Annotated in this window: 24 protein-coding genes; 12 read left to right on the forward strand and 12 right to left on the reverse strand. The window is 72.1% G+C overall.

Features of this window, described 5'->3' with window-relative positions; translation table 11 throughout:
• Positions 1-45: 45 nt before the first annotated feature.
• Together L6E12_RS29840 and L6E12_RS29845 are read right to left on the reverse strand one after the other, a co-directional pair.
• The gene (locus tag L6E12_RS29840; protein ID WP_236231283.1) at positions 46-1,419 is read right to left on the reverse strand and encodes a PhoH family protein; all 1,374 of its coding nucleotides are present in this window, start codon (positions 1,417-1,419) and stop codon (positions 46-48) included.
• Between the two features lie 501 nt (positions 1,420-1,920).
• The gene (locus L6E12_RS29845) at positions 1,921-2,697 is read right to left on the reverse strand and encodes an isoprenyl transferase (protein ID WP_236231265.1); all 777 of its coding nucleotides are present in this window, start codon (positions 2,695-2,697) and stop codon (positions 1,921-1,923) included.
• 49 nt (positions 2,698-2,746) lie between these two features.
• Here L6E12_RS29845 and L6E12_RS29850 point away from each other — a divergent pair, with 49 nt between their 5' ends.
• Both L6E12_RS29850 and L6E12_RS29855 read left to right on the forward strand, forming a co-directional pair.
• Positions 2,747-3,184 (forward strand): CoA-binding protein, encoded by a 438-nt coding sequence (locus L6E12_RS29850; protein WP_236231266.1) that lies wholly within the window; start codon positions 2,747-2,749, stop codon positions 3,182-3,184.
• A gap of 120 nt (positions 3,185-3,304) precedes the next feature.
• On the forward strand, positions 3,305-3,925 hold the full coding sequence (locus tag L6E12_RS29855; protein ID WP_236231284.1) for a hemolysin III family protein: 621 nt from the start codon (positions 3,305-3,307) through the stop codon (positions 3,923-3,925).
• A 10-nt stretch (positions 3,926-3,935) separates the two neighbouring features.
• On the opposite strand, the gene L6E12_RS29860 is transcribed toward L6E12_RS29855, so the two are convergent.
• From L6E12_RS29860 to L6E12_RS29870, 3 genes are all read right to left on the reverse strand, one after another.
• On the reverse strand, positions 3,936-4,466 hold the full coding sequence (locus L6E12_RS29860; RefSeq protein WP_236231267.1) for a GNAT family N-acetyltransferase: 531 nt from the start codon (positions 4,464-4,466) through the stop codon (positions 3,936-3,938).
• Between the two features lie 83 nt (positions 4,467-4,549).
• Positions 4,550-5,131, reverse strand: coding sequence for a hypothetical protein (locus tag L6E12_RS29865; protein ID WP_236231268.1), 582 nt, complete (start codon positions 5,129-5,131; stop codon positions 4,550-4,552).
• 71 nt (positions 5,132-5,202) lie between these two features.
• Positions 5,203-5,346, reverse strand: a complete 144-nt coding sequence (locus L6E12_RS29870; protein ID WP_236231269.1) for a hypothetical protein — start codon at positions 5,344-5,346, stop codon at positions 5,203-5,205.
• A gap of 79 nt (positions 5,347-5,425) precedes the next feature.
• Here L6E12_RS29870 and L6E12_RS29875 point away from each other — a divergent pair, with 79 nt between their 5' ends.
• Together L6E12_RS29875 and L6E12_RS29880 are read left to right on the forward strand one after the other, a co-directional pair.
• Positions 5,426-6,835: a 3' terminal RNA ribose 2'-O-methyltransferase Hen1 gene (locus tag L6E12_RS29875; RefSeq protein ID WP_236231270.1), complete on the forward strand. Its 1,410-nt coding sequence runs from the start codon at positions 5,426-5,428 to the stop codon at positions 6,833-6,835.
• Positions 6,835-9,348, forward strand: a complete 2,514-nt coding sequence (locus L6E12_RS29880) for a polynucleotide kinase-phosphatase (RefSeq protein ID WP_236231271.1) — start codon at positions 6,835-6,837, stop codon at positions 9,346-9,348. Before L6E12_RS29875 ends, L6E12_RS29880 begins: the two co-directional genes overlap by 1 nt.
• A gap of 3 nt (positions 9,349-9,351) precedes the next feature.
• Here L6E12_RS29880 and L6E12_RS29885 read toward each other — a convergent pair whose 3' ends face one another.
• Together L6E12_RS29885 and mca are read right to left on the reverse strand one after the other, a co-directional pair.
• Positions 9,352-9,642 carry a hypothetical protein gene (locus tag L6E12_RS29885; RefSeq protein ID WP_374201966.1) on the reverse strand — a complete coding sequence of 97 codons (291 nt, stop codon included), beginning with the start codon at positions 9,640-9,642 and terminating at the stop codon, positions 9,352-9,354.
• Positions 9,643-9,659: 17 nt separating this feature from the next.
• Complete coding sequence (gene mca / locus L6E12_RS29890) at positions 9,660-10,541, reverse strand: mycothiol conjugate amidase Mca (RefSeq protein ID WP_236231272.1); 882 nt, start codon at positions 10,539-10,541, stop codon at positions 9,660-9,662.
• A 136-nt stretch (positions 10,542-10,677) separates the two neighbouring features.
• On the opposite strand from mca, the gene L6E12_RS29895 reads away from it, so the two are divergent.
• Together L6E12_RS29895 and greA are read left to right on the forward strand one after the other, a co-directional pair.
• Complete coding sequence (locus L6E12_RS29895; protein WP_236231273.1) at positions 10,678-11,118, forward strand: DUF4307 domain-containing protein; 441 nt, start codon at positions 10,678-10,680, stop codon at positions 11,116-11,118.
• A gap of 156 nt (positions 11,119-11,274) precedes the next feature.
• Positions 11,275-11,769, forward strand: coding sequence for a transcription elongation factor GreA (gene greA / locus L6E12_RS29900; protein ID WP_035288042.1), 495 nt, complete (start codon positions 11,275-11,277; stop codon positions 11,767-11,769).
• 60 nt (positions 11,770-11,829) lie between these two features.
• On the opposite strand, the gene L6E12_RS29905 is transcribed toward greA, so the two are convergent.
• Positions 11,830-12,288 carry an Lrp/AsnC family transcriptional regulator gene (locus tag L6E12_RS29905; protein ID WP_236231274.1) on the reverse strand — a complete coding sequence of 153 codons (459 nt, stop codon included), beginning with the start codon at positions 12,286-12,288 and terminating at the stop codon, positions 11,830-11,832.
• Between the two features lie 164 nt (positions 12,289-12,452).
• Between L6E12_RS29905 and hppD the strand changes: the two genes are divergently transcribed.
• Together hppD and L6E12_RS29915 are read left to right on the forward strand one after the other, a co-directional pair.
• Positions 12,453-13,622 carry a 4-hydroxyphenylpyruvate dioxygenase gene (hppD, locus tag L6E12_RS29910; RefSeq protein WP_236231286.1) on the forward strand — a complete coding sequence of 390 codons (1,170 nt, stop codon included), beginning with the start codon at positions 12,453-12,455 and terminating at the stop codon, positions 13,620-13,622.
• An 88-nt stretch (positions 13,623-13,710) separates the two neighbouring features.
• Positions 13,711-13,977, forward strand: a complete 267-nt coding sequence (locus L6E12_RS29915; protein ID WP_236231275.1) for a hypothetical protein — start codon at positions 13,711-13,713, stop codon at positions 13,975-13,977.
• Positions 13,978-14,036: 59 nt separating this feature from the next.
• On the opposite strand, the gene L6E12_RS29920 is transcribed toward L6E12_RS29915, so the two are convergent.
• The 3 genes from L6E12_RS29920 to L6E12_RS29930 form a co-directional block, all read right to left on the reverse strand.
• Positions 14,037-15,194 (reverse strand): cystathionine gamma-synthase, encoded by a 1,158-nt coding sequence (locus tag L6E12_RS29920; RefSeq protein ID WP_236231276.1) that lies wholly within the window; start codon positions 15,192-15,194, stop codon positions 14,037-14,039.
• A gap of 137 nt (positions 15,195-15,331) precedes the next feature.
• A complete protein-coding gene (locus tag L6E12_RS29925; protein ID WP_236231277.1) occupies positions 15,332-16,567 on the reverse strand; it encodes a hypothetical protein in 1,236 nt (411 codons plus the stop codon).
• A gap of 186 nt (positions 16,568-16,753) precedes the next feature.
• On the reverse strand, positions 16,754-18,133 hold the full coding sequence (locus L6E12_RS29930) for a cystathionine beta-synthase (RefSeq protein WP_236231287.1): 1,380 nt from the start codon (positions 18,131-18,133) through the stop codon (positions 16,754-16,756).
• A 159-nt stretch (positions 18,134-18,292) separates the two neighbouring features.
• On the opposite strand from L6E12_RS29930, the gene L6E12_RS29935 reads away from it, so the two are divergent.
• Complete coding sequence (locus L6E12_RS29935; protein ID WP_236231278.1) at positions 18,293-19,105, forward strand: SGNH/GDSL hydrolase family protein; 813 nt, start codon at positions 18,293-18,295, stop codon at positions 19,103-19,105.
• A gap of 91 nt (positions 19,106-19,196) precedes the next feature.
• Positions 19,197-20,417, forward strand: a complete 1,221-nt coding sequence (locus L6E12_RS29940) for an acetyl-CoA C-acetyltransferase (protein ID WP_236231279.1) — start codon at positions 19,197-19,199, stop codon at positions 20,415-20,417.
• A 144-nt stretch (positions 20,418-20,561) separates the two neighbouring features.
• Here the strand turns inward: L6E12_RS29940 and L6E12_RS29945 are convergent, their stop codons facing one another.
• Positions 20,562-21,374: a Bax inhibitor-1/YccA family protein gene (locus L6E12_RS29945; protein ID WP_236231280.1), complete on the reverse strand. Its 813-nt coding sequence runs from the start codon at positions 21,372-21,374 to the stop codon at positions 20,562-20,564.
• 425 nt (positions 21,375-21,799) lie between these two features.
• On the opposite strand from L6E12_RS29945, the gene L6E12_RS29950 reads away from it, so the two are divergent.
• Both L6E12_RS29950 and L6E12_RS29955 read left to right on the forward strand, forming a co-directional pair.
• Positions 21,800-23,251, forward strand: coding sequence for a SpaA isopeptide-forming pilin-related protein (locus tag L6E12_RS29950; RefSeq protein ID WP_236231281.1), 1,452 nt, complete (start codon positions 21,800-21,802; stop codon positions 23,249-23,251).
• Between the two features lie 60 nt (positions 23,252-23,311).
• The coding region (locus tag L6E12_RS29955; RefSeq protein ID WP_374201967.1) for a hypothetical protein at positions 23,312-23,544 on the forward strand (233 nt) is incomplete at its 3' end.

Consider the following 23,544-nt stretch of genomic DNA (forward strand, 5'->3'; position numbering starts at 1 on the left):
ACGCCCGGGCACCCCCGACCAGGGGGCGCCCGGGCGAAGTGGGACTCAGGGGGTGTGCTCCTCCAACATCTCCGTCACCAGGGCGGCGATCGGCGAGCGCTCCGAGCGGGTCAGGGTCACGTGCGCGAACAGCGGGTGGCCCTTGAGCTTCTCGATGACCGCGGCCACGCCGTCGTGCCTGCCGACGCGCAGGTTGTCGCGCTGGGCGACGTCGTGGGTCAGCACGACCCGCGAGCCGGTGCCCAGCCGCGACAGCACGGTCAGCAGGACGTTGCGCTCCAGCGACTGCGCCTCGTCGACGATGACGAACGCGTCGTGTAGCGAGCGGCCGCGGATGTGGGTCAGCGGCAGGACCTCCAGCATCCCGCGGCTGAGCACCTCGTCGATGACCGTCTTGCCCGCCAGCGCGCCGAGGGTGTCGAACACCGCCTGCGCCCACGGCTGCATCTTCTCGCTCTCGGACCCCGGCAGGTACCCGAGGTCCTGGCCGCCGACGGCGTACATCGGGCGGAAGACGACGACCTTCTTGTGCAGGCCGCGCTCCAGCACCGCCTCCAACCCGGCGCACAGCGCCAGCGCCGACTTGCCGGTGCCCGCCCGGCCGCCCAGCGACACGATCCCGACCTCCGGGTCGAGCAGCAGCTCCAGGGCGATGCGCTGCTCGGCGGAGCGGCCGTGCAGGCCGAAGGCCTCCCGGTCGCCGCGCACCAGCCGGATGCGCTTGTCCGGGGTGACCCGGCCCAGCGCGTGGCTGGTGCCCGCGAACAGGCGCAGACCGGTGTTGCACGGGTGCTCGGTGGGCACGTCGTAGTCGGCGAGGTCGATGGAGTTGTCGTCGCTGAACAGGGCGTCGATGGCGTCCTGGGGGACCTCCAGGTCGGCGATGCCGGTCCAGCCGGACGGGGCGACCTCGCCCGCCCGGTACTCCTCGGCGTCCAGGCCGACCGCACCCGCCTTGACCCGCAGCGGGATGTCCTTGGTGACCAGGGTGACGCCGGGCAGCTCGGCGGCGAGGTTGAGCGCGCAGGCCAGGATGCGCGCGTCGTTGCCGTCGGTGCGGAAGCCCTGCGGCAGCACCGACGGGTCGGAGTGGTTGAGTTCGACGTGCAGGCTGCCGCCCGCGTCGCCGATGGGGAGCGGCACGTCGAGCCTGCCGTGGCTGAGGCGGAGGTCGTCGAGCATCCGCAGGGTCTCGCGGGCGAACCAGCCCAGTTCGGGGTGGTGGCGCTTGGCCTCCAGCTCGCTGATCACGACCAGCGGGATGACCACCGAGTGCTCGGCGAAGCGGGTCGCGGCCCATGGGTCCGAGAGCAGCACGGAGGTGTCGAGGACGTAGGTGCGCCTGGCTGGGTCGCTCTCCGATCCGGAGCGGGTGTCTGACGAGCCGGTGTTCGAACCTGAGGAAACGCTGGAACGCATAGCGGTCACGGCAACTCCCCGCGGACGCGGCACCGCATCCGCACCTCGGTGGGCCGGGCACAAGACCCTGGTCGGTCAGTGGCGCGACAGCGGCCGGGCCGCCGTCACCCACCTCCCACGAGGGCCGGGTGCCGGCCCCCTCGCGCTCGACTCGCTCACGACCAGGGCCTCCCGGGCCGGACCGCTGTGGACACGATCCGACACTTCGAAAGCTACCGGCGCGGACCGACCCACTGCCAGGCTGCCACCCAGGTGATTTTCGATTTTGTCATCACCTCGACACGCGCACGCCACGTGAGCGGACGTTCGTCGAGGTCAGTCCACATACCACGCAACGTGACCAGCGGTTCCGCCGTTCGTGCACAACACGGCCGATGCCGGAGCGACACCTGACCATCACCCTGAGTGATCACCGGTGGTGAACATTCTTCGGCGTCCACCGGCGGTTTTCCGGACGCGGGAATCGGACGGCCGACGCACCCGGAATTCACCGAGCCCGCATCAACTGCCGAATCGCCGGTGCCGGATTCCGTAGGCGCGCAGCGCGCGCAGGAAGTCGGTGCGGCGGAAGTCGGGCCAGTAGGCCTCGCAGAAGTGGAACTCCGAGTGCGCCGACTGCCAGAGCAGGAACCCCGACAGCCGCTGCTCCCCCGACGTGCGGATCACCAGGTCCGGGTCGGGCTGCCCGGAGGTGTAGAGGTGCTCGGCGATGTGGTCCACGTCGAGGACCTCGGCCAGCTCCTCGATCGAGGTCCCCGCCTCCGCGTGCTGCTGCAACAGCTTGCGCACCGCGTCGGCGATCTCCCGGCGGCCGCCGTAGCCGACGGCGATGTTGACCTCCATGCCGGTGCGCCCCGCGGTCCTGGTCGCCGCCGCCGACAGCCGCTGCGCGGTCTCCGCGGGCAGGATGTCCAGGGCGCCGATGATCCGCAGCCGCCACGGCTGGGCGGGCTCGGCCAGTTCGTCGACCACGTCACCGATGATCTCCAGCAGCGGGGCCAGCTCCGACTCCGCCCTGGTCAGGTTGTCGGTGGAGAGCAGCCACAGGGTCGCCACCTCGACCCCGGCCTCCGCGCACCAGCCCAGGAAGTCGGCGATGCGCTGCGCGCCCACCCGGTGCCCGTCGTTGACGTCGGTGAACCCGGCCTCGCGCGCCCACCGCCGGTTCCCGTCGAGCATCACCCCGACGTGCCGGGGGATGCGCCCACCCGCCTGCTGGTAGAGCCGCTTCTCGTAGAGGCCATAAACGATGTCGGCAACGCGCCTACGCAGACTCACGGCCGATCAGCGTACGCCGCCGCTGGGCCGACCGGGGCACACTGGTCAGGTGCAGCGCAACGGCATCGATCCGGTATGGCAGGACCTCGGCGTCATCGAACGCCTGGTCAGGGAATCGCGCACGGTGGCGGTGGTGGGCCTGAGCGCCCGCCCCGACCGGCCGAGCCACGGGGTGGCGCGCTACCTCGTCGACAGCGGGCTGACGGTGTTCCCGGTCAACCCGTCGCTGCGGACGTGGGAGGGGCTGCCCGCGTACGCGTCGCTGGCGGAGGTCCCGGAGCACATCGACGTCGTGGACGTGTTCCGCCAGCCCGAGTTCGTCGAGGAGGTCGCCCGGGACGCGGTGGCCGTCGGCGCGGGCGCGCTGTGGCTGCAACTGGGGGTCGTCAACGAGCCCGCCGCCCGCCTCGCCGCCGAAGCGGGCCTGGACGTGGTGGTCGACCGCTGCCTGGCGGTGGAGCACCGCGAGGTCGTCGGCTGGTCCTGACCCACCGGGACCTGTGTCCGGGGTCACAGCAAATGGTTGACAAACCTACGGTCCCGTAATCTTGCGGAGGTGACGTCAGTGACCACGCCCGGCCCGCCGCCGGGGTTCGTGAAACCCAAGATGCGCGGGGTCATCCACTTCTGGTCCTTCATGGTGTCCATCGGAGCGGGCGCAGCCCTCGTCTCCCTCGCCGCCACCATCTCCGGTGTCGCGGTGCTGGCCACCTCGGTGTACTCGGTGACCATCCTGGGCCTGTTCGGCGTCAGCGCCCTCTACCACCGCCGCTGGTGGGTGACCGAGCGCGCGCGCGTCTGGATGAAGCGCCTCGACCACTCGATGATCTTCCTGTTCATCGCGGGCACCTACACCCCGTTCTGCCTGCTGTCGATGGCCAAGCCCACCGGCTACGTCGTCCTGGCCATCGTCTGGAGCGGCGCCGTGCTCGGCGTGGCCCTCAAGTTGCTGTGGCCGCACGCGCCCCGCTGGTTGGGCACCCCGATCTACATCGCCCTGGGTTGGGTCGCGGTCTTCGTCCTGCCCGACCTGCTCGCCATCGGCGGCGTCGCCGCCCTGGTCCTGCTCCTGGTCGGCGGCCTGTTCTACACGGTGGGCGCGGTCTTCTACGCGACCAAGTGGCCCAACCCCTGGCCCGCCTTCGGCCACCACGAGTTCTTCCACGCCGCGACCGTCCTCGCCGCCCTGAGCCACTACATCGCGATCTGGCTGGTCATGTACGCCTGATCGGTTTCGGTCAGGCGCGAACGAGGTCGGGTTCGAGGAGGTCCATGAGGACCAGGTCGTGCCAGTGGCCCGCGCGGCGGAAGGCGTGGCGGGCGCGGCCGATCTCCTGGAAGCCGACCTTGGCGTAGACCCGGCGGGCCGCCGCGTTCTCGTCCACCACGCTGAGGTCGATCGAGTGCAGGCGCATCTCGTCGAAGCCGTAGGCGCAGATCAGCCGCAGGGCCTCGGTGGCGTAGCCGCAGCCCCAGGTGTCGCGTTCGCCGAGGTAGAGGTCGATGGTGCCGCGGCCGTACTCGGGTTCGGCGCCGGCGAGGACAACGCCACCGACCAGGCGGGCGTCCGCGCGGGTCTCGATGCCCAGGGCCAGGCGGGTGTGGCTGTTGCGCGGCCACTCGGCGACGCGGGCGCGGGTTTCGTGCAGCGTGGTCGGGTGGGTGCCCGCCATCCAGCGCATGACCTCGGGGTCGTTGTCCCAGCGCCACAGCGATTCGGCGTCCTCCGGCTCCACCGCGCGCAACCGGACCCGATCCCCCACCAGCATGGCGGAACCCCTCTCGTCCCCGACACCCTGGCCGGGGACGAGAGGGGTCGGCAACCCGTTTACGGGCGGGCGCCGTCCGGTGCTCAGCCGTTCCGGTCGACGTCCTCGGCCTTGTCGGGGCCCTTGGCGCGCAGGTCGTCGACCTTGGCCATGGCCGCGCGCAGTTCGCCCAGCCACTCCTCGGAGTGCTTGCCGACCAGGCGGACCGCCCAGGCGAGGGCGTCCGAGCGGGACCGGGCCACCCCGGCGTCGACCAGGGTGTCGAGGACCTGGCGCTCCGGCTGGCGCAGCCGGGTCATGACCGGGACGGACAGGTGGGTGAACAGTTCCTCGGTGTCGCCCTGGCGCACGCCCCAGGCGACCTTGCGGCCGTAGCGGTGCTCGGCCTGCCGGGCGATCTCGATCCGCTCCTCGCGGGTCTCCTCGCGGTAGCGGGCGATGCGGCCGGACTCGGCGGCGGCGCGGGCGGCGTCGTCGGCGAAGTCGCCGTCGAGGGCGGGGAGGGTGCCGACGACGATGATCTCCTCGCGGTCGACGACCACGTCCGTGTCGGTGAACCAGCCCTCGGGCAGCCTGCCGGTGAACCAGGCGGCCGCGTCGTCCGCGGGTGGGACCTCGGACTGCTGCCAGCCGCCACGGGGTCCGGGACTCCAGTGCTTGCGCATGTCCAGCTCCTTGATTACATGATTACGTTTCTACCGAAGTTACGCGCTCTCGGCGCTTGCGGGAGCGAATTTCACTGGTAGGTGAACGGCGCACCCGGCCGGTGTCCTCGGCCGTGATCCACGAGGACCTCCACGCCGCCCTCGCCGCGGGCCTGGAACTGCCGCGCACCGGCGACGCGGCTGACCGACCCGCTGGCGGCACCCTCCGAGTCCACAGCGGACAGCCAGCTGCGGCCGCGGGCGATTCGCCGAAACCCGATGTCCGCAGGCACGGCGGTGGGACAGAATGTGGTGGTGCTGCTGACCCTGACCACGACCAGAGACCCGGCTACCGACCTCGGTTTCCTGCTGTTCAAACATCCCGACAAGGCGCAGTCGTTCCCGACCGCCGCCGGGACCGCGCACGTGTTCTACCCGCGCGCGGACCCCGAGGAGTGCACGGCGGCGCTGCTGGTCGAGGTGGACCCCGTGGCCCTGGTGCGCGGCAAGGGCGACCGCAAGCGGGTGGCGACCCTGGGCAGCTACGTCAACGACCGCCCCTACGCCGCCGGTTCGATGCTGGCGGTGGCGCTATCGAGCGTGTTCCGGACCGCGATGACCGGCCGCTGCGACGCCCGCCAGGAGGTGGCGGACAACCCGATCCCGCTGCGCGTCGGCCTGCCCGCGGTGGCCTGCCGCGGTGGTGTCGACCTGGCCGCGCGGCTGTTCGAGCCGCTCGGGTGGGCGGTGGCGGCGACCGCGGTCCCGCTGGACCCGCGGTTCCCGGAGTGGGGTGACTCGCCGTACCTGGACCTGGTGCTCACCGGGGACCTGCGGCTCGCCGACGCGCTGCGGCAGCTATACGTGCTGCTGCCGGTGATGGACGGGTCGAAGCACTACTACGTCGGTGAGGCCGAGGTGGACAAGCTGCTGCGTGCGGGTGAGGGTTGGCTCGCCACGCACCCGGAGCGCGAGCTGATCAGCAACCGGTACCTGGCGCACCGCCGCGGTTACGTCACGACCGCGCTGGCGCAGCTCGCCGAACTGGACGGGGCGGCGGAGGAGACCCTGGACGACGCGCTCGCCGAACCGGTGGTCGACGCCGCCCCCGAGGCGCCGGAGCCGCTGGCGGTCACCCGGCGCCGGGCCGTGGTGGCGGCGTTGCGCGAGGTGGGGGCGCGGCGGGTGCTGGACCTGGGCTGCGGTGGCGGGGCGCTGATCCGCGACCTGCTGGCGGACCCGTCGTTCATCGAGATCCTGGGCACGGACGTGTCGGCCGGTGCGCTGCGGGTGGCCGAGCGCAGGCTGGAGAAGCTGCCGGACCGGGTGCGCGAGCGGGTCGAGGTGCGCCAGTCGTCGCTGACCTACGGTGACCCGTCGCTGGTGGGGTACGACGCGGCGGTGCTGATGGAGGTCGTCGAGCACGTCGACCCGAGCAGGCACCGGGCGCTGGAGCAGTCGGTGTTCGGCACCGCCCGGCCAGGGCACGTGGTGGTGACCACGCCGAACGTCGAGTACAACGTGCTCTTCCCGACCCTCCCGGCGGGACAGCCGCGCCACCGCGACCACCGTTTCGAGTGGACCAGGGCGCAGTTCCGGGAGTGGGGCGACGCCACCGCCGGGCGCACCGGCTACACCGTCCGGTACCTGCCCGTCGGGCCGGAGGACCCCGAGCACGGCCCGCCGACCCAGATGGCCGTGTTCTCCCGACCGGAGGTGGACTGATGGAGCTGCTGATCCCCGACATGGCGCTGGTGGTGCTCATCGGCGCCTCCGGGTCCGGCAAGTCGACCTTCGCCCGCAAGCACTTCGCCGCGACGCAGGTGCTCTCCAGCGACTTCTTCCGCGGCCTGGTCAGCGACGACGAGAACGACCAGGCCGCCTCGGCCGACGCGTTCGACGCCCTGCACCACGTGGCGGGCAAGCGCTTGCGGCGGGGGCTGGTCACCGTGGTGGACGCGACCAACGTGCAGCGCGAGGGGCGCGCGGAACTGGTGAAGCTCGCCCGCGACAACCACGTCATGCCGGTCGCGGTGGTGCTGGACCTGCCCGAGCGGGTCTGCCAGGAGCGCAACGCCGACCGCCCGGACCGCGACTTCGGCCCGCACGTGGTCAAGCGGCACGTCGCCCAGCTCCGGCGCTCGCTGCCCGGCCTGCACCGCGAGGGGTTCCGCCGCGTGCACCACCTGCGCGGGCAGGAGCAGGTCGACGCGGCCGTGTTCAGCACCGAGCGGCTGCGCAACGACCTGCGGCACGAGACCGGCCCGTTCGACGTCATCGGTGACGTGCACGGCTGCCGCGCCGAGCTGGAGGACCTGCTCGGCGAGCTGGGCTACCGGCTGCGCCGCGACGACCGGGGCCGCCCGGTCGGGGCCACGCACCCCGGCGGCAGGCGCGCGGTGTTCGTCGGCGACCTCGTCGACCGGGGCCCGGACACCCCGGGCGTGCTGCGGCTGGCGATGGGCATGGTCGGCGACGGCGACGCGTTCGCGGTGTGCGGCAACCACGAGCAGAAGCTGGTGCGCGCCCTGGACGGCCGCAACGTCAAGGTCACGCACGGCCTGGCCGAATCGCTCGCGCAGTTGGAGGCCGAGGACCCGGACTTCGTCGCGGCGGCGCGGAAGTTCTGCGACACCCTGATCGCGCACTACGTCCTCGACGGCGGCAAGTTGGTCGTCGCCCACGCCGGGCTTCCCGAGCACTACCACGGCCGCGCGTCGGGCAAGGTGCGCAGCTTCGCCCTCTACGGCGACACCACCGGCGAGACCGACGAGTACGGCCTGCCCGTGCGCTACCCGTGGGCCGAGGACTACCGCGGCGCCGCGATGGTCCTCTACGGACACACGCCGACGCCGGAGGTCGAGTGGGTCAACGGGACCATGTGCCTGGACACCGGGTGCGTGTTCGGCGGCGAGCTGACCGCGCTGCGCTACCCGGAGCGCGAGGTCGTGTCGGTCAAGGCGCACGAGACCTGGTACGAGCCGACCCGCCCGCTGACCCCGACCCGCCCGCCGCGGCAGCTCGCCCTGGACGACGTGCTGGGCAAGCGGGTCGTGGAAACGGCGGTGCAGGGCAAGGTGACCGTGCGCGGCGACCAGGCCGCGGCGGCGCTGGAGGTGATGAGCCGCTTCGCCGTCGACCCGCGCTGGCTGCTCTACCTGCCGCCGACGATGGCGCCCACGGAGGCGCACGGGGACGGGGACCTGCTGGAGCACCCGGCGGAGGCGTTCGCGGGCTTCCACGCCCGCGGGGTGCGGGAGGTGCTGTGCGAGGAGAAGCACATGGGCTCCCGCGCGGTCGTCCTGGTCACCCGGGACGCGTCGGTGGCCCCGCGCCGCTTCGACATCGAGGGCGACGGCGCCGTTCACACGCGGACCGGCCGGTCGTTCTTCGACGCGCCGCTGACCGCCGAACTGCTGGCGCGGGTGCGCTCGGCGGTGACCGCGGCGGGGCTGTGGGAGGAACTGGGCACGGACTGGCTGCTGCTCGACGCGGAGCTGATGCCGTGGAACGCCAAGGCCCGCGAGCTGATCACCGACCAGTACGCGGCCGTCGGCGCGGCGGCCACGGCGGTGCTGCCGCCCGCGGTGTCGGCGCTGGCTGCCGCGGCCGGGCGGGGCGTGGACGTGGCGGACCTGCTCGCCCGCACCTCCCGCCGCGCGGACAACGCGGTCGGCTTCCGCGACGCCTACCGCCGCTACTGCGCGCCCACGACCGGTCTCGACGGCGTGCGGCTGGCGCCGTTCCAGGTGCTGGCGTCGGAGGGGGCGACCTACCACCGGCACCCGCACCTGTGGCACCTGGGCGTCGCCGACCGGCTGCGCGCGGTCGACCCGCTGTTCGCCGAGACCCGGCGGATCGCCGTCGACACCGGTTCGCCGGAGTCGGTGGCCGAGGGCACCGCGTGGTGGGAAGCGCTGACGGCGGCGGGCGGTGAGGGCATGGTGGTCAAGCCCGCGGCGAACCTCGTCGGCGCGGGCCGCGACCTGGTGCAGCCGGGGGTGAAGGTCCGCGGGGCGGAGTACCTGCGGATCATCTACGGGCCGGACTACCCCGACCACCTGGACCGGCTGCGCAAGCGCAACGTCGCGCACAAGCGGTCGCTGGCGCTGCGCGAGTACGCCCTGGGCCTGGCGGCCCTGGACCGCGTCGCCGCGGGTGAGCCGCTGTGGCGGGTGCACGAGTGCGTGTTCGCGGTCCTGGCCATGGAGTCCGAACCGGTGGACCCGCGGCTGTGAGGGTCAGGCGGGCTTGGGGCCGGTCCCCGAGCCCGCCGCCTCGTCGGTGCCCGCCGCCCCGTCCGCGACCGGCTTGTCCGCGGGCTCGTCGAAGCTGGCCGGGAGCCGCTTGAGGTGCTTGGTCATCGAGCGGATCAGGAACGCGACCGCCACGAAGAACAGCACCAGGATGAGGAAGCCCAGCGGGGAGGACTTGCCGAAGTCCTCCCCCTGCCCGCCGGGGTCGGCCGGACCGGCGGGCGGGGCGGGCGTGGTCTGGGCGACGTACAGCGAGGCGTCCGGGGCGGCGATCACGGTGTCCACGGTAAACGTCACAAGGCGGCCTTCTCCCGCAGCCCCGAGAACAGGTCGTCCTCGGGCAGCGTGCTGTCGACCAGCGACCGGACCAGCTCGTACTCCTCGAACGGCCACACCTGGCGCTGGATCTCCATCGGCACGGCGAACCAGCGGCTGTTCGGGTCGATCTGGGTGGCGTGCGCGAGCAGCGCGGCGTCGCGGACCTCGAAGAAGTCGGCGCACTCGACCCGGCTGGTGACCCGGTCGGCGATGTCACCGCGGTCGGTGGTCCAGTTGTCCAGCCACTCCTGGTACGGCGACTCCAGGCCCGCGGCCAGCAGCGCCTCGTGCATGGCCACGATCCGGGCCCGGGAGAACCCGTGCGAGTAGTACAGCTTCAGCGGCTGCCACGGCTCGCCCGCCTCCGGGTGCAGCTCCGGGTCGCCCGCGGCGTCGAAGGCGGCGACGGACACCTCGTGGCAGCGGATGTGGTCCGGGTGCGGGTAGCCGCCGTTCTCGTCGTAGGTGATCACGACGTGCGGGCGGAACTCGCGGATCTCGCGCACCAGCGGCGGCACGGACTCCTCCAGCGGCACCAGCGCGAAGCAGCCCTCCGGCAGCGGCGGCAGCGGGTCGCCCTCGGGCAGGCCCGAGTCGACGAAGCCCAGCCAGCGGTGCTGCACGCCGAGGATCTCGGCGGCCTTGGCCATCTCCTGCTGCCGCACCGCGTGGATGTCGGCGGTGATCTCCGGGCGGTCCATCGCCGGGTTGAGGATGTCGCCCCGCTCGCCCCCCGTGCAGGTCACCACCATCACCTCGTGCCCCTCGGACACGTACCGCGCCATGGTCGCCGCGCCCTTGCTCGACTCGTCGTCGGGGTGGGCGTGCACCGCCATCAACCGAAGCTTCTCCGCCATGACCTCTCCAGCCCCCTGTTGCTCTGTGATCCCGCGCGCAGCGGATACTCGATTCGCAACGCTCCGCGCGGGCCCCATTGTTCCCGCCGGTGGGACCGCGGCCGCAGGAGGCTCCCAGTATGTCGGTGACCGGACGATGAGCACGGCGACCCGTGGCCTCCCCGAGGGCCGCTACGGCAAGGCGAAGGCGCCCCGGTCGCGGCGGACCGTCGTGGTGCTCACCGCGTGCGGGCTGGCGCTCGGCGCGGTCGTGGCGTGGCTGGCCTACACCAACCTGGGGTCCGCGCCGATCGAGACCGAGCGGGCCGCGTTCGAGAACCTCCCGGACAACCGGATGCGGCTGACCTTCGAGGTGACCCGCGCGACCCCCGAGCAGCCCGCCGTGTGCGTGGTGCGCACCCGGGGCATCGACGGCAACGAGGGCGGCCGCAAGGAGGTGCTGGTGCCCGCCGGGCCGGAGGTGTCGCGGGTGTCGACGGTCATCCGCAGCACGTCCGAGCCGGTCACGGCCGATGTGTTCGGCTGCTCCTACCAGGTGCCCGCCTACCTGTCCACAGGTCAGCCGCCAACGGGGTGAACTCCGCGCCGAGCAGGCCCGAAACGGACATTTCGGGCTATTTAGCACGCGCAGGCATGGTATTCTGATTCATCTGCACGGCCCCTAGGCGGGCCGTGTTTTTCACATCCCGGGTGTACCACGAAACCCGGGACTGCCTGGTACGACGAGGAGTTGGTGACCGTGAGCGACACCCAGGTGACCTGGCTTACCCAGGAGGCCTACAACCGGCTCAAGCAGGAGCTCGACGAGCTGATTGAGAACCGCCCGGTCATCGCGCAGAAGATCAACACCAGCCGCGAGGAAGGCGACCTCAAGGAGAACGGCGGGTACCACGCCGCCCGCGAGGAGCAGGGCCAGCAGGAGGCCCGCATCCGCCACCTCCAGGAGCTCCTGCGCGGGGCCAAGGTCGGCGAGACGCCCCCCGCCAACGGCATCGCGGGCCCCGGCATGGTGCTGACCGTGCGCTACGAGGGCGACGACGAGGACGAGACCTTCCTCCTCGCCACCCGCGAGGAGGGCGGCGAGGGCTCGATCGAGGTCTACTCCCCCGAGTCGCCCCTCGGCCGTGCGCTGCTGGGCGCCAAGGAGGGCGAGACCCGCGAGTACGCGCTCCCCAACGGCAAGATCCAGAAGGTGGCCCTGAACAAGGCCGTGCCGTACGAGGGCTGAGTCGTGAGCTTGACCGAGGCCCCCGCCGAACCCGGCGGGGGCCTCGGTGCTTGTCTGGGCCTACCGCACCATCCGCTCCAGCAGCGGGCGCACGCGGGGCGGGACCGGGGTCGACAGGGCGATCGAGGTGGAGGTGCGGCGGACCCACTCGACGTCCACGACCTGGTCGATCACCCGTTGCAGGTCGTCGTTGTCCTTGGCGACCATGCGGACCAGGAGGTCGCCCTCGCCGGTGGTGGCGTGGACCTCGCAGACCTCCGGGATGTCGCGCAGGCGACCCGCGACCGAGGCGCGCTTGCCCTGGGCGATCTCCAGCACCGCGAACGCCGTGAGGCCGTAGCCCATCGCCGCCAGGTCCAGGGCGGGCGGGAAGCCGCCGAGGACCCCGCGCGCCTCCAGGCGGTCCATCCGGGCCTGCACCGTGCCGCGCGCCACCCCGAGCCTGCGGGAGCACTCCAGCACGCCCAGCCGGGGTTCGTCGGTCAACAGCAGCAGCAGGCGTGCGTCCAAAGCGTCCATTGCCGGTTCCTCCCTGGTCAGGCTGTCCACTTTGCCGCAAGGTGACCGGTGAACACCAGGCAACCTGCCCAGTGAAATCGACGGCTCTTGCACACCCTGACCGGTCACCGGATGCTCGGAGGTACCGCAGACCCGAGAAGGAGGACACCGCCGTGACCCGTGCGATGGACGAGGTGAGCTACGACCAGCTCCGCCAGCTCGTCGGCTTGGTCGACTACGACGAGAGCCGCGACCCGTTCCCGGTGAAGGCGATGGACGCGGTGGTGTTCGTGGTCGGCAACGCGACCCAGACGTCGCTGTTCTACCAGGCCGCCTTCGGGATGACCCTGGTCGCCTACTCCGGACCCGAGACCGGCAACCGGGACCACAAGTCCTACGTGCTCAAGTCCGGTTCCGCGCGGTTCGTCATCAAGGGCGGGGTGGACCCGAAGAGCCCGCTGCTCGACCACCAGCGCGAGCACGGCGACGGGGTCACCGACCTGGCCCTGGAGGTCGTCGACGTCGACAAGTGCGTCGAGCACGCCCGGCGCGAGGGGGCGACCGTGCTGCAGGAGCCGCACGACGTGTCCGACGAGCACGGCACCGTGCGCGTCGCCGCCATCGCCACCTACGGCAAGACCCGGCACACCCTGGTCGACCGGTCCCGCTACCAGGGCCCGTACCTGCCCGGCTACGTCGCCAAGCAGGGCACGCTGACCCGGCCCGCCGACGCCCCCAAGCGCATCTTCCAGGCCATCGACCACTGCGTCGGCAACGTGGAGCTGGGCAGGATGGACTACTGGGTGGACTGGTACAACCGCGTCATGGGCTTCGTGAACATGGCGGAGTTCGTCGGCGACGACATCGCCACCGAGTACTCGGCGCTGATGAGCAAGGTCGTCTCCAACGGCAACCACCGGGTCAAGTTCCCGCTGAACGAGCCGGCGATCGCGCAGAAGAAGTCGCAGATCGACGAGTACCTGGAGTTCTACGGCGGCCCCGGCTGCCAGCACATCGCGCTGGCCACCAACGACATCATCGGCACCGTCGCCGCCATGCGCGCGGCGGGCGTGGAGTTCCTCGACGTGCCGGACTCCTACTACGAGGACCCCGAGCTGCGCGCCCGCATCGGCGAGGTCCGGGTGCCGATCGAGGTGCTCAAGGCCAACGCCATCCTGGTCGACCGCGACGAGGACGGCTACCTGCTGCAGATCTTCACCAAGCCGATCGGCGACCGGCCCACGGTGTTCTACGAGATGATCGAGCGGCACGGTTCGCTTGGCTTCGGCAAGGGCAACTTCAAGGCCCTGTTCGAGGCCATCGAGCGCGAGCAGGACCGGCGCGGCAACCTCTGACGGGGGCCGTCTCAGCCACTCCTCAGGTGCCTGAACCGACCGGGGAGTAGGCTCCCGGTGAAGAAGTCCGGAACCGGGAGCGAGTGGCATGGCGCGCGGCACACGATCGACGGGAGCGGTGGCCCTGGCCTCCGCCGCCGCGGCGGCGCTCACCCTGGCGGGCGTGGCGGTGTTCACGGTGAGCAGCGCGGGCTGCGCCAACGCCGGTGAGTACGTCCAGCGCGGCTCCCAGGTCGAGCTGGTCGGCGGCTGCCTCGACCCCGACGACCTGCCCCGGGCCCCGGAGCCGACCGGCCACGAGCCCGGCGCCGACCCGGGCGCGGGCATCGACCGGCTCCGCCAGGTCAGCCCCTAGACACGTGAAGAAGAGGCCCCCGTCCACCAGGACGGGGGCCTCTTCACGTGCGGGGGACCTCAGTCGAGGGCGTAGAGCAGGTCGCCGACCAGGTCGGTGCTGTCCTCGATGCCGACCGAGATGCGCAGGATGTCCCCGGCCACCTGCAACGGCGACCCGGCCGTGCTGGCGTGGGTCATCTTGCCCGGGTGCTCGATCAGCGACTCGATGCCGCCGAGCGACTCGCCCAGGATGAACAGCTTCGTCCGCGCCGCGATGTCCAGCGCGGCCTGCTCGCCGCCCTGCACCGCGAAGGACACCATGCCGCCGAAGCGGCGCATCTGCTTCGCGGCGATCTCGTGCCCGGGGTGGTCGACCAGGCCCGGGTAGTAGACCTTGGTGACCTTGTCGTGGCTGAGCAGCGCCTCGACCACGCGCTCGGCGTTGTCGCTGTGCCGCTCCATCCGCAGCGCCAGCGTCTTCGCCCCGCGCAGCACCAGCCAGGAGTCGAACGGGCTGGGCACCGCGCCCGCGGCGTTGCGCAGGAACGCGAACTTCTCGTGCAGTTCGTCGTCGGAGGTGATCAGCGCGCCGCCGACCACGTCGGAGTGCCCGCCGAGGTACTTGGTGGTGGAGTGCAGCACCACGTCCGCGCCCAGGCCCAGCGGGGACTGCAGGTACGGGGTGGCGAAGGTGTTGTCGATGACCAGCTTGGCGCCCGCCTCGGCGGACACCGCGGCCAGCGCGGCGATGTCGGCGATGCCCAGCAGCGGGTTCGTCGGTGTCTCCGACCAGACCACCTTGGTGTTCGGCCGGATCGCGGCCCTGGTGGCGTCGATGTCGGACAGCTCGACCGGCGTGTACTCCACGCCCCACAGCGACAGGACCTTGTCCAGCAGCCGGAACGTGCCGCCGTAGGCGTCGCTGCCGAGCACCACGTGGTCACCGGGCCGGGTCATCGACCGCAGCGCGATGTCGGCGGCGGCCATGCCGGAGGCGAAGGCCAGCCCGTGCCGCCCACCCTCCAAAGAGGCCAGCGCCTGCTCCAGCGCGCTGCGCGTCGGGTTCGCGGTGCGGGAGTACTCGTAGCCGCCGTCGCGCACGCCGCCCACGCCGTCCTGGGCGAAGGTGGAGGTGGCGTAGATCGGGACGATGACCGCTCCGGTGCGCGGATCCGGGTCCTGACCCGCGTGGATAGCCCGGGTCTCGAAGCCCCAACGCGACGTGTCTTCAGCCATGTGACCAGGTTACGGGTTCACCGGATACCGCCCACCATTCGGGAGGTTTCCCACTGTGGGGAATGAAAGCCCAAAAGGGGCTAGTACGCCGATGGGCCCCGACCGGTCGGTCGGGGCCCATCGGGAGGACTAGTGGATCACCACTGCTGCGGCGGCTGCTGCGGCTGGCCACCGGGCGGCTGCCCGTACGGGTTGTGCTGCTGCTGCCCAGGGGGCGGGCCGTAGGGGTTCTGCTGCTGCTGCGGCTGCCCGTACGGGTTGTGCTGCTGCTGCCCGGGGGGCGGGCCGTACGGGTTGTGCTGCTGCTGGGGCTGGCCGTAGCCACCACCGGGGCCGGTGGGCGGCTTGGGGCCGCCGCCGAGGCCGCCGAGCGGCTGGTTCGACACCAGGAACGGCTTGGTCTGCGGGAAGAACCACAACGCACCCGCGGCCGTGATCAGCAGGCCGAACACCAGGAGCGTGATGATGTTGCCCGCGAAGATGTACGACGCGCCCAGCACGATCGACAGGATCAGCAGGGCCGCGCCACCGCCGAGCACCAGCAGGTGCGCGAAGTTGGTCTTCTTCAGGAACAGCAGCACCGCGCCCGCGAGCGCCGCGGCCGAGGCCAGCAGCAGGATGATGGCGATGATGACGCTCAGCGCGTTCGCACCGCCGACGTCACCGGCGTACCGGTTCGCCGCGGAGACGCAGGAGGCGCGCATGTCGGGGTCGCTGAGCGCGTCGCAGCCGTCGGCCGGGTCGTAGGAGGCCGACTTGATCACGGCCGACAGCGACACGATCGACAGGATCAGGCTGATCAGGCCCAGCAGCGCGACCGCGCCCTGGATGACCGTGGCGATCACGCCGGTGTTCGCGCCCTGCCCGCCCATCGGCGGCGGGTAGCCGAGGCCGCCCTGCTGGGCGAACCCGCCCTGCGGCTGGCCGTACGGACCGGGCTGGCCGTACGGGTTGTGCTGCTGGGGCTGCCCGTACTGCCCCGGCGGCGGCTGCTGGCCGAACTGGCCCTGCTGCTGCCCGTACGGGTTCGGCGGCTGGCCGAAGCCGCCGGGGGGCGAGGACGGGTCCGCGGCGCTGGGCGGCGGGGCGTACGGCGGCGACTGCGGGACCGAGCCCGGGGGCACCATCTGGGTCGCGTCGCCACCGCCCTGCGCGGGCTGGGCACCGGTCTGGCCCGGCTGCACCACCTGGGTGCGGTCGGACTCGTCCTGGCCGGGAACGGGCTGACCGGGGCGGATCGCCTGGGTGCGCTCCACGCCGTCGGCGCCTGCCGTGTCACCCGGAGGTGCGGTGTACTCGGGTCCGGACTGCCCCGGCTCCTGCTGGGGCTGCCCGCCCTGCCACGGCGGGTTGGGCGGCTGGGGAGCGCTCATCGGGTTCTCCACCCCTTTTGACCTGGAATGTCAGCTTGTCTGGGCGGTAACGCTATCGGATACGCCATCCGAGTGCCGGTAGTACCTCGACAGCAACGCAGAGTGCGTGCGGGCGCGGTACGGAGTTTGCGCGGGTGCGGTGTGGAATGCGCGCGGGCGCGGTGGGTCCCGCGCCCGCGCGCGCCGTCACCGGCGGGCCAGGAAGCCCAGCAGGTCCTGCCGGGTCACCACGCCCGCGGGCTTGCCGTCCAGCAGGACCAGCGCCGCGTCGGCCTCGGCCAGCGCCTCCATGGCGGACTTGACCTGCTCCCCGGCGCCGATCGTGGGCAGCGGGGCCCCCATGTGCCGGTCGAGGGTGTCGGCCAGTTCGGCCTTGCCGGTGAACAGCGCGTCGAGCAGGTCCTTCTCGTTGACCGCGCCGACGATCTCGGCCGCCATGACCGGGGGCTCGGCGTTGACCACGGGCATCTGGCTGACCCCGTACTCGCGCAGGATCGCCACCGCGTCGGCCACGGTCTCGGTGGGGTGGCCGTGGATGAAGTCGGGCAGCGCGCTGCTCGTCCCGGCCTTGCGGCGCAGCACGTCGCCGACGGTGGCGCCGGTGTGCTCGGGCGGCAGGAAGCCGTACTGGCTCATCCACGAGTCGTTGAAGACCTTCGACAGGTAGCCGCGGCCGCCGTCGGGCAGCAGCACGACCACCACGTCGTCCGGGCCGAGCCGCTCGGCCAGCCGCAGCGCCGCCGCGGCGGCCATCCCGCAGGAGCCGCCGACCAGCAGGCCCTCCTCCCTGGCCAGGCGCCGGGTCACCTCGAAGGACTCGCGGTCGCTCACCGCGATGATCTCGTCGGCGACGTCGCGGTCGTAGGTGGTCGGCCAGAAGTCCTCGCCGACGCCCTCGACCAGGTACGGCCGCCCGGACCCGCCGGAGTACACCGAGCCCTCCGGGTCGGCGCCGATGACCCGGACCCGGCCGTCGGAGACCTCCTTGAGGTAGCGGCCGGTGCCGGAGATCGTCCCGCCGGTGCCGACGCCCGCGACGAAGTGCGTGATCCGCCCGTCGGTCTGCTTCCACAGCTCGGGGCCGGTGGAGTGGTAGTGGCTGGCCGGGTTCTCCTGGTTGGCGTACTGGTTGGGCTTCCAGGCGCCCTCGATCTCGCGGACCAGCCGGTCGGAGACGTTGTAGTAGGAGTCGGGGTGCTCGGGCGCCACCGAGGTCGGGCAGACCACGACCTCGGCGCCGTAGGCCTTGAGGACGTTGCGCTTGTCCTCGCTGACCTTGTCCGGGCAGACGAAGACGCACTTGTAGCCCTTGCGCTGGGCGATCAGGGCCAGCCCCACCCCGGTGTTGCCGGAGGTGGGCTCCACGATCGTCCCGCCGGGCCGCAGCGCCCCGGACTTCTCCGCCGCCTCCACCATGCGCACGGCGATCCGGTCCTTGACGCTGCCGCCGGGGTTGAAGTACTCGACCTTGGCCAGCACGGTGGGCTTGAGCCCCGCGGCCATGGTGTTCAGCTTCACCAGCGGCGTGTCGCCGACGAGATCGATGATGTGCTCGACGTACTCCACCGGGCGCTCCTTCTGCGGGTTGATCACACCGTTCGGACCTGCCGCTCACCCTAACCGCCCACTAGGGTCGGGGCCCCGAGTTACTGTCTTCGACGACGAGGAACCCCTGGTTCGAGCGACGCGTCCGGAGCGACCGCCCCCGGCGGATGGAGGCCACCCATGGTCGGAGCACGGGGACTCCGGGTGCTGGCGCTGGCCGCGGGCTCGGTGGGCGGGCTGTCCGGCGCGGCCTACTCGCTGCTCACCAGCCAGTCCCGCCAGGCGCGCTCGGTGATCGGCCCCCCGGTCGACCTGCCCCTCGACGCCGACGGCTGCTACCTGCCCGACGGCACCGGCCCCCTGCCCGTGGCCGACGCCCGGCACCTGATCACCTTCGCCGTCCTGGGCGACTCCACCGCGGCGGGCCTGGGTTCGGAGAGCCCGGACCTGCTGCCCGGCGTCCTGCTGGCCAGGGGTCTGGCCGCGGAGTCCGGCCGCCCGGTCCGCCTCACCACCCACGCCGTCGGCGGCTCCCGCACCACCGGCCTCCCCCCGCAGGTCGACGAGGCCCTGCGGCACCCCCCGGACGTGGTGGTCATCATCGTCGGGGGCAACGACGTCACCGCCCGGCTCGGCCCGAACGCCTCGGCGGCCCTGCTGGCCGCCGAGGTGCGCCGCCTGATCGCGGCGGGCACCGCGGTCGTCGTCGGCACCTGCCCCGACCTGGGCGCGATCGTCCCCATCCCGCAGCCGCTGCGCGCGGTCGCCCGCCGGTGGAGCCTGGCGCTGGCCAGGGCGCAGGCCCGGGAGCTGTCGAGCACCGGGGCCACCTCGGTCCCGCTGGCGGCCCTGCTCTCCCCGCACTTCCTGGCCCGCCCGCAGGACCTGTTCAGCGGCGACCGCTTCCACCCCAACGGCGCGGGCTACGCCCTGGCGGCCGAGGTCGTGCTCGCTCCCCTGTGCGCCGCGGCGGGTGTCCGGAGGGCCCGCTGACCGGTTCGGCCCGGACAACACCGCACTTGCCGATTGGTTACCTGCGAGTAACATCGCTGTCGTCGTGCTGCCCCGCTGAAGGAGTGCCCCCATGCCAGAGGCTGTCATCGTCTCCGCCGCCCGGTCCCCGATCGGCCGGGCGGGGAAGGGTTCGCTGGTCGACATCCGACCCGACGACCTGGCCGCGCAGATGGTCAAGGCCGCGCTGGACAAGGTGCCCGCCCTGGACCCCCGCGACATCGACGACCTGATGCTCGGCTGCGGCCTGCCCGGCGGCGAGCAGGGCTTCAACCTGGGCCGGATCGTCGCCGTGCTCGCCGGCTACGACCACCTGCCCGGGTGCACCGTCACCCGCTACTGCGCGTCCTCGCTGCAGACCACCCGGATGGCGCTGCACGCGATCAAGGCGGGCGAGGGCGACGTCTTCATCTCCGCGGGCGTGGAGACGGTGTCCCGCTTCGCCAAGGGCAGCTCCGACTCGTGGCCGGACACGCACAACCCGCTGTTCGCCGAGGCCACCGACCGCACCGCCGCCGTCGCTGAGAAGGGCGCGGCGGAGTGGCACGACCCGCGCCAGGACGGCCTGCTGCCCGACGCCTACATCGCCATGGGCCAGACCGCGGAGAACCTGGCGCTGCTCAAGGGCGTCACCCGCGAGGACATGGACCACTTCGGCGTGCGGTCGCAGAACCTCGCCGAGGAAGCCATCAAGTCCGGCTTCTGGGCGCGCGAGATCGTCCCGGTCACCCTCCCCGACGGCACCGTGGTCGACACCGACGACGGCCCCCGCCCTGGCATCACCTACGAGAAGACCGCCACCCTCAAGCCGGTCTTCCGCCCCGACGGCCGCGTCACCGCGGGCAACTGCTGCCCGCTCAACGACGGCGCGGCGGCCCTGGTGATCATGTCCGACACCAAGGCGAAGGAGCTGGGCCTGACCCCGCTCGCCCGCATCGTCTCCACCGGCGTCTCCGGCCTGTCCCCGGAGATCATGGGCCTCGGCCCGGTCGAGGCGTCGAAGAAGGCCCTCGCCAAGGCGGGCCTGTCGGTCGGCGACATCGACCTGTTCGAGATCAACGAGGCGTTCGCCGCCCAGGTCCTCCCCTCGGCCCGCGACCTCGGCATCCCGGAGGACAAGCTCAACGTCAACGGCGGCGCCATCGCCGTCGGCCACCCCTTCGGCATGACCGGCGCCCGCATCGCCACCACCCTGATCAACAGCCTCCAGTGGCACGACAAGCAGTTCGGCCTGGAGACGATGTGCGTCGGCGGCGGCCAAGGCATGGCCATGGTCCTCGAGCGCCTCAGCTAGTCCGGGCACGCAGAACGGCCCCACCCTCGACGGGTGGGGCCGTTCTGCGTTCTCGGGACCACCCGGGAAGTGCCGGGGCCGCTCGGAAAGCGAAACAGGGCGCCCGGCCGATGCCGAACGCCCTGCCCCTGGGAACGACCGCTGTCAGTCGCTGCTCTGCAGCATGTACAGCAGTCGGAGCATTTCCAGGTACAGCCAGACCAGGGTGGTCATCAGGCCGAAGGCCACGTACCACGCGAACTTGGACGGCGTGCCCGTGCGGATCATCTGGTCCGCCATGTCGAAGTCGAGCAGGAAGTTGAACGCGGCGATGCCGATGAACAGCAGGCTGATGCCGACCGTCAGCGGGGTGGCCGTGTCGCCGCGGATGCCCATGTCGACACCGAAGAGCGAGAGCACCAGGTTGATCAGGATCAGGCCCGCCGCCGCGGCGGTGGCGCCGATGATCCACTTGGTGAGGCGGGGGGTGACCTTGACCGCGCCGGTCTTGTAGACGACCAGCATGGCGCCGAACACCAGCGCCGTGCCCAGGATGGCCTGCAGCGCCACGCCCGGGACGAGGTACTCGAAGACCCCGGTGATCGCGCCGAGGAACAGGCCCTCGGCCGCGGAGTAGCCCAGCACCAGGGCGGGGCTCGGGAGCTTCTTGAAGATGATGACGAGTGAGAGCACCAGGCCGACGATCAGACCGATGATCATCGGCGGGTAGGGGCTGATCACCTCGCCGAGCACCGCGACGGCGGTGATGATGCCGACGACGAGGGCCAGGCCGAGGGTCATCGCGGTCTTGGTGACCACGTCGTCCACGGTCATCGGGCGGTCGTCGGACACCGGCTGCTGGTAGCCGCCGTAGCCGGGCGCCGCCTGCGGGTAGCCCTGGGCCTGCTGCTGGAATCCCGCGTAGCCGCCGCTGCCGACCGGCAGGTTGCGGAACGCGGGGTTGCTGGTAGAACGCACCTGATCCTCCATAGGGCCTTGCTGGCGCCTTCAGGGAGTCAACGATCGACCCGGCCGACCGGTTCCCGTGGGTAAAACCCACTTTACCCACATCCGGCGCAACGACCAGCGCGAACCCGGCATTCCCGATCCGGGCGCACCGGGTGACCGGACCTGGCGCTTCCCGGCCTGGCGATCCGCCATCCGGGGGCGGACACCGCCACGCGACGAGTGCTTTTCCGGAAAGTTCCACCCGGGCCAGTGACGGAGTTCGCACGGTCGGTGGATTGTGCGCGGTGGCCGCAGGCACCAGGGTTACCCGTGGTGCGCTCCCTGTGTCCACCCGGCCACTCCCCGTCGCCGGCTTGTTCCGCGCGCCTGCTCGTCCCTGACGTCGAGCGCCGAGGCGTGCGCTGCCGAAGGCGCGGCAAGGAGCCGATCCACCCATGGCGCGAACCACACTCGCCGCCCGGTTGACCGCGGGGGTGTCCGGCGTGGCACTGCTCGTCGGGACCGCCCTCGTCGCGGGCGCCCCCACCGCCGGTGCCGCCATCCAGAAGGGCCTGGGCCACGAGACCGCACCCGCGCAGCCGTACGCGGGCAACCCCGACGCCGCCGACTGGCTCGGCTCCTACATCGTCAACGGCAAGCAGGTCTGGTGCGTGCAGTACGCGTACCTGGAGCCGGACACCGACGAGCAGTACCAGCCCGGTGAGGCGCTCAAGACCAAGTGGGGCACGGAGCTGGCCCCCGACGTCGCGGCGGACATCTCCTACCTGCTGCTGCGCTACGCCAACACCACGAGCGCCGACGAGTCCGCCGCGCTGGCGCACCTGCTGCACAGCTGGACGGCGGCCCCGCAGAGCCCGGACCAGCTCGACCCGAAGGCGACCTTCCGCACCGTCGCCTACGACCCGGCGTTCCACCTGTCGAAGCTGCCCGCGAGCGCGCAGACCACCGTCGACAGGCTCAAGGCCGACGCCACCGCCAACCACGGCCCGTGGACCACGAAGATCACCAAGCCGAGCGCGGCGCAGGTCATCGGCACCCCGGACAAGTGGACCGTGGAGGTCCGCAACGCCGCGGGCAAGGGCGTCTCGGAGGTCCCGGTGACGATCAAGCTCACCGACGCGACCGTCGACGGCAAGGCCGAGGTGGCGCTGTCGACCCAGGAGGACGGTTCGGGCATCGACCTCGCGGTCACCCCGACCGGCCCGAACCCGGCGGTGGCGATCTCACTGCTGAGCCCGGCGGACCGGCCGGTGGTGCAGCAGGCCGTGCAGGTCGACACCCAGCGGGTGGTCAGCACCGGCGGCGAGAAGCCCCTGACCGCGACCGAGAAGGTCACTGCGGTGACCGCGCCCGGCGCGGTGAAGGTCGCCAAGGTCGACGACAAGACCGGCAAGGGCATCGCGGGCGTGCAGCTGCGGGTGACCGGCCCGGACAAGACCGCCCCCGCGGTGGGCCAGGACGACAAGCCGCTGGTGGGCACCGACGGCGCGCCGGTCGTCGTCACGACCGGCGCCGACGGCACGGTGGAGGTCCCGAACCTCAAGACCCCGCAGGAGGTCTGCGTGGTGGAGGTCGCGGCGGCACCCGGCTACGAGCAGACGTTCAACCCGGCCGCCCCGCCCGCGAGCTGCGGGAAGCTCGAACCGGGGAAGACCCTCGCCCTGGCGCTGACGAACACGCCCAACACCCCGACCGTCCCGCACGTGATCCCGGCGGGCGACAGGCCCGCGAACGCGGCGGCGCTCGGCAGCGGCCCCTCCAGCGGTCTGCTGGTCGCGCTCGGCGGCCTGGTGCTGCTGGCCGCGGCGGGCGGCGGCTTCCTGTTCAAGACCGCCCGCGGCAAGCGGGTCGTCAGCCGGAGCATGCGCCGCGACTGGGGGCACTGACCGGTCATGGCACGGCGGAACCCACGGTTCGCCCCACCCGCTGCCGCGGGTGGGGCGGGCGTGCTGATCGTCCTGATCGGCGCGCTGTCGGTGAGCGGGCCCACCCAGGTCGAGGGCATCCCGTTCGCGGGCGCGGCCGCGGCGCCGCGGTCGCTGTCGGACGTCCGGGCCGCCGCGGCCAAGAGCAAGGACGTCCTGGCCGACCTGAGCAGGGCCACCCCCACCGCGGCCCCGCCGCCCGCCGCCGCGCCGACGACGACCGCCGCCCCCGCCGCCCCCCCGGCCGCCGCGCC

Source organism: Actinokineospora sp. PR83 (assembly GCF_021056305.1).
In the GTDB taxonomy this organism is placed as follows: Bacteria; Actinomycetota; Actinomycetes; order Mycobacteriales; family Pseudonocardiaceae; genus Actinokineospora; species Actinokineospora spheciospongiae.